The organism is Mesorhizobium sp. M2A.F.Ca.ET.067.02.1.1, from assembly GCF_004023285.1.
Lineage (GTDB): Bacteria > Pseudomonadota > Alphaproteobacteria > Rhizobiales > Rhizobiaceae > Mesorhizobium.
The window spans coordinates 1-4,616 of the sequence record NZ_RZSB01000488.1 but is presented as its reverse complement, the minus strand read 5'-3'; the positions used below and the strand labels follow the sequence as shown (position 1 = coordinate 4,616).

Sequence of the window (4,616 nt, the reverse complement as noted above, 5' to 3'; positions counted from 1 at the left end):
CTTCACCTCCTTCCTCACCACCGACAACGTCCAGGGCGGCCGCGTCGCCGCTGACGGTCTCGCCGCCGCGATCGGCGCCGCCAATGGCGGCAAGGTTGAAGGCAAGGTCGCGCTGATCACGGCCCTTCCCGGCGCCGGCTCGCTCGAGCAGCGCAAGCAGGGCTTCATCGAACAGATCAAGGCCAAATATCCGGGCCTCGAGCTCGTCGCCGACAAATACGCCGACGGCCAGGCCACCACCGGCCTCAACATCGCCACCGACCTGATCACCGCCAATCCGGACCTCAAGGGCATCTTCGCCTCGAACTTGATCATGGCGCAGGGCGTCGGCCAGGCCATCGCCGAGAACAACCTTGGCGGCAAGGTGGCGCTGATCGGCTTCGACAGCGACGAGAAGCTGATCAAGTTCCTCAATGACGGCGTCATCTCCGGCCTTGTCGTCCAGGACCCGTACCGGATGGGCTATGACGGCATCAAGACCGCTCTGGCTGCCTCGAAGGGCGAGAAGGTCGAGGCCAATGTCGACACCGGCGCCAACCTCGTCACCAAGGACAACATGAAGGATCCCAAGATCGACGCGCTGCTCAACCCGAAGCTCAACTGAGCAGTGTCGCTTGCACTCGTTTCCGGGGCCTCGCGCCCCGGAAACATCCGTCAGGCGATTTGGAAATCCGCGGGCCTGATCTAGGTTTTGACTCCAAGATGCGCGTCAGACGCATCGCTGCATACCCAATGGTTGAGACCAATCTGGGAGGATTGTCATGACGTCGACGGCGCAGGAACTGCACCCCGCCCCCACGCTGGCCCCGGGCAGGACGATCCTCGAGCTCAACGGGCTGGAAAAGCGCTATCCCGGCACGCATGCGCTGAAGCCGGTGCATCTCGCCTTCAAGGCCGGCGAGATCCACGCCATCGTCGGCGAGAACGGCGCCGGCAAGTCGACCCTGATAAAACTTCTGACCGGCGTCATGCCGCGCACCTCGGGCGAGGTGATCTGGGAGGGCAAGCCGGCGGCCTTGGCCACACCGCATGAGGCGATGGCGCTGGGCATCAACGCCGTCCACCAGGAGGTGGTGCTTTGCCGCCATCTCACCGTCGCCGCCAACATGTTCCTCGGCGAGGAGGAGTCCCGCTTCGGCCTGCTGCAGCAACGCGCCATGGTCAAGGAAGCGCAGAAGATCATCGACGGGCTGGGCTTCGACCTGCCGGCGCATGTCGTTCTCGGCGACCTAACCATCGGCCAGCAGCAGTTGATCGCCGCAGCTAGGGCTACCGTGCGCGGCACCAAATTCCTGATCTTTGACGAACCGACCGCCTATCTCACCCGCAAGGAGGCCGACCAGCTGTTCAAGCTGATCCGAAGGCTCAAGGGCGAAGGTGTCACCATCATCTACATCAGCCACCGCATGGAGGAAGTGTTCGAGCTTGCCGACCGCGTTTCCGTACTGCGCGACGGCACGTTGGTCGGCACCCGCAACATCGCCGAGACCGACGAGGCCGAGCTGGTCAAGCTGATGATCAACCGCTCGATCGAGCAGATCTACCACAAGGAGCATTTCACGCCCGGCGCCACGATCGTCGAGACGAAGAACCTTTCCGGCAAAGGTTTCGAGAATGTCTCGGTGACCGTCCGCGCCGGCGAGATCGTTGGCCTTTACGGCCTGATCGGCGCAGGCCGCAGCGAGTTCGTCACCACGCTTTACGGCCGCCACAGGAAATCGGCCGGCCAGATCCTGTGGGAGGGCAAGGAGGTCCAGGTCAATTCCGAGCATGACGCCATAAGGCTCGGCATGGCCCTTGCCCCGGAAAGCCGCCGCGACCAAGGCCTGTGCCTCAACCTGTCGGTCGGCATGAACCTCAACCTGCCGATCTACAAGCGCATTTCCAGCAACGCCTTGATCTCGGGCGCCAAGGAGAAGGCCGAAGCCGATCGCCAGATCGCGGACCTGCGCATCAAGACGCCGACACGCAGCGCGCTCGCCTCCAGCCTCTCAGGCGGCAACCAGCAGAAGATCGTCATCGGCAAATGGCTGGCGCATGGCGCCAAGCTGTTCATCTTCGACGAGCCGACGGTGGGCGTCGATGTCGGCACCAAGGCCGAGATCTACCGCCTGTTCTCGACGCTGTTGTCGAAGGGGGCCGGCATCATCCTGATCTCGTCCTATCTGCCGGAGGTCTATGAGCTTGCCGACACGCTGCATGTGTTCCGGCGCGGCAAACTGGTCGCCACGCATGGGTTCCGCACGGCAAGCCACGAGGACATTCTGGGTCAGGCGCTGGCCGAGAAACAAGAAAAAACGGGAGGACAAAAATGAGCACCGAGGCGATCCCCGCCGAAAAAACCAAGCGCAATTTCAACGCGCTCTTCGGCCTGACCCTGCTTGGCCTTCTGCTGCTGATGTGGATCGTACTGGCCGTCGCCACGCCCTCCTTCGCCACGGCCCTCAACATCACCAATCTTCTGCGCCAGGGCTCACTGATCGCCATCCTCGCAGTCGGCCAAACCTTCGTTATCATCACCGGCGGCATCGACTTGTCGGTCGGCGCGGTGGTCGGCTTCACGACTGTTGTGGTGGCGCTTCTGATCAATGCCGGCTGGCCGATCTGGGCGGCGGTGCTGATCACCTTGCTAGTCGGCGTCGCCATCGGCCTCTTCCACGGCTTCGGCATCGTCAAAATGGGCCTGCCGCCCTTCATCATCACCTTGGCCACCATGACCTCGCTACGCGGGATTGGCCTTCTGATGACCAACGGCAACTCGATCTCGATCAACAGCGACCCGTTCCAGGCCTTCTCCCGCGGCTCGCTGTTCGGCATCCCCTATCTGTTCTGGATGGTGATCCTCGTCGCCATTCCGTCCTACATCTTCCTGCACCACACGCGCTGGGGCCGCTATCTGTTCTCGGTCGGCTCCAACGCCGAAGCCGCGCGCCTGTCTGGCGTCAACGTGCCACGCACCATCTTCATGGCCTATATCCTCTCCGGTCTGCTCGCCGCCTTCGTCGGCGTGCTCTTGGCCTCGCGCATCGGCATCGGCAACCCGACGCAGGGCGACACCTATGAACTGCAGGCCATCGCCTCGTCGGTGATCGGCGGCACCTCGCTGTTCGGCGCCATCGGCTCCGTGCACGGGCCGCTGATCGGCTCCTTCATCCTGTCGACGATCAACAACGGCGCCAACCTGCTCAACGTCAACACCTTCTGGCAACGCGTCATCACCGGAGCACTGATCATCGTCATCGTCTACTTCGACGGCTTGCGCCGTCGCGGCAAGTGACTCCTCCCAGAAACTAACGCGCCGGCCCGGCCGGACCGAGGCCGGCGCCCTTTTTGGATCTGTTCAATGAAAGCCGTCGTTTGCCGCTCGCCCGGCGACCTTGTCCTCGAAGACCGCGCAGCGCCCGGGGCGCCACCACCCGGCTGGGCGCGCGTCGCCGTCAGCCATGTCGGCATCTGCGGCACCGACTATCACATCTTCGAAGGCAAGCATCCCTTCCTCGCCTATCCGCGCATCATGGGCCATGAGGTTTCCGGCATCATCGTCGAGAAGGGAGAAGGCATCGATCTTGCCGTCGGCGAGGCGGTCATCATCAACCCCTATCTTTCATGCGGCCAATGCATCGCCTGCCGGCATGGCAAGCCGAATTGCTGCGTGAGGATCGAGGTGCTGGGCGTCCATCGCGACGGCGCCATGTGCGACGAGATCCTGGTGCCGGCGCAGAACCTTTACCCGACGAATGGCCTGTCGCTGGCCGACGCCGCTGCGGTGGAATTCCTGGCTATCGGCGCGCATGCGGTGCGCCGATCGCTCGGGCAGCCCGGCCAGCGTACACTGGTCATCGGCGCCGGCCCTATCGGGCTCGGCACGGCGATATTCGCCCGCATCGCCGGCCTGGATGTCAGCCTGCTCGACATGAGCAGTGAGCGCCTTGGCTTCGCTGAAAAGGAACTCGGCTTTGCCCCGCTCGACACCTCCAAGGCATCGGCCGCCGACCTGGTGCGGCAGGCGACCTTCGGCGAAGGGTTCGACCTCGTCTTCGACGCGACCGGCAACACGACGTCGGTGCAGTCCGCCTTCGCCCATGTCGCGCATGGCGGCACATTGGTGCTGGTCAGCGTAGTCAAGGACGACATCGCCTTCTCCGACCCCGAATTCCACAAGCGCGAGATGACTTTGGTCGGCAGCCGCAATGCGCTCAAGGCCGACTTCGAGCATGTCGCGGCCTCGATCCGCAACGGCGCCGTGCCGTTGGGCAAGCTCGTCACCCATCGCACCACGCTCGCCGCAACGCCGCGCGATCTGGCGCGATGGACGCATGAGAAGTCGGGGCTGATCAAGGCGGTTATCGAGGTGGGGTGAGAGACGCCGGCATAGAGATTTCCGGCCCTGGATATCTGGCAATCACAGCCTTGGTGATTGGCCGAAGCGCCTACCCCTTCGTCATCCCAGGGCGAAGCAGGAGCGCAGCTCCGTCGCGGAGACCCTGGGATCCTGTGTGTTGGTTCTGGTGTATGGTTGAGGTGGGAAGGAGACCGAGTGGATCGTGGTCGTCCTTTCGGACAGGCCGTGGCATGGCCCGGTCCCTTCCCACCGGTGAACCATCAACCTGAACAGT

The 4,616-nt window shown here is 63.5% G+C and carries 4 protein-coding genes; all 4 read left to right on the top strand.

The window, feature by feature from the left end; translation table 11 throughout:
* The coding region (locus tag EOA28_RS25760) for a substrate-binding domain-containing protein (protein ID WP_148670852.1) at positions 1-604 on the top strand (604 nt) is incomplete at its 5' end.
* 157 nt (positions 605-761) lie between these two features.
* Complete coding sequence (locus EOA28_RS25755) at positions 762-2,315, top strand: sugar ABC transporter ATP-binding protein (RefSeq protein WP_127250054.1); 1,554 nt, start codon at positions 762-764, stop codon at positions 2,313-2,315.
* Complete coding sequence (locus EOA28_RS25750) at positions 2,312-3,277, top strand: ABC transporter permease (RefSeq protein ID WP_127250055.1); 966 nt, start codon at positions 2,312-2,314, stop codon at positions 3,275-3,277. Before EOA28_RS25755 ends, EOA28_RS25750 begins: the two co-directional genes overlap by 4 nt.
* A gap of 66 nt (positions 3,278-3,343) precedes the next feature.
* Positions 3,344-4,360, top strand: coding sequence for a zinc-binding alcohol dehydrogenase family protein (locus tag EOA28_RS25745; protein ID WP_127250056.1), 1,017 nt, complete (start codon positions 3,344-3,346; stop codon positions 4,358-4,360).
* The last annotated feature ends 256 nt before the right edge of the window (positions 4,361-4,616 follow it).

What these genes read in the sequence shown, in the direction of transcription:
- EOA28_RS25755 (WP_127250054.1), top strand. Translation starts at nt 762, where the DNA reads ATGACGTCGACGGCGCAGGAACTGCACCCCGCCCCCACGCTGGCCCCG.
- EOA28_RS25750 (WP_127250055.1), top strand. Translation starts at nt 2,312, where the DNA reads ATGAGCACCGAGGCGATCCCCGCCGAAAAAACCAAGCGCAATTTCAAC.
- EOA28_RS25745 (WP_127250056.1), top strand. Translation starts at nt 3,344, where the DNA reads ATGAAAGCCGTCGTTTGCCGCTCGCCCGGCGACCTTGTCCTCGAAGAC.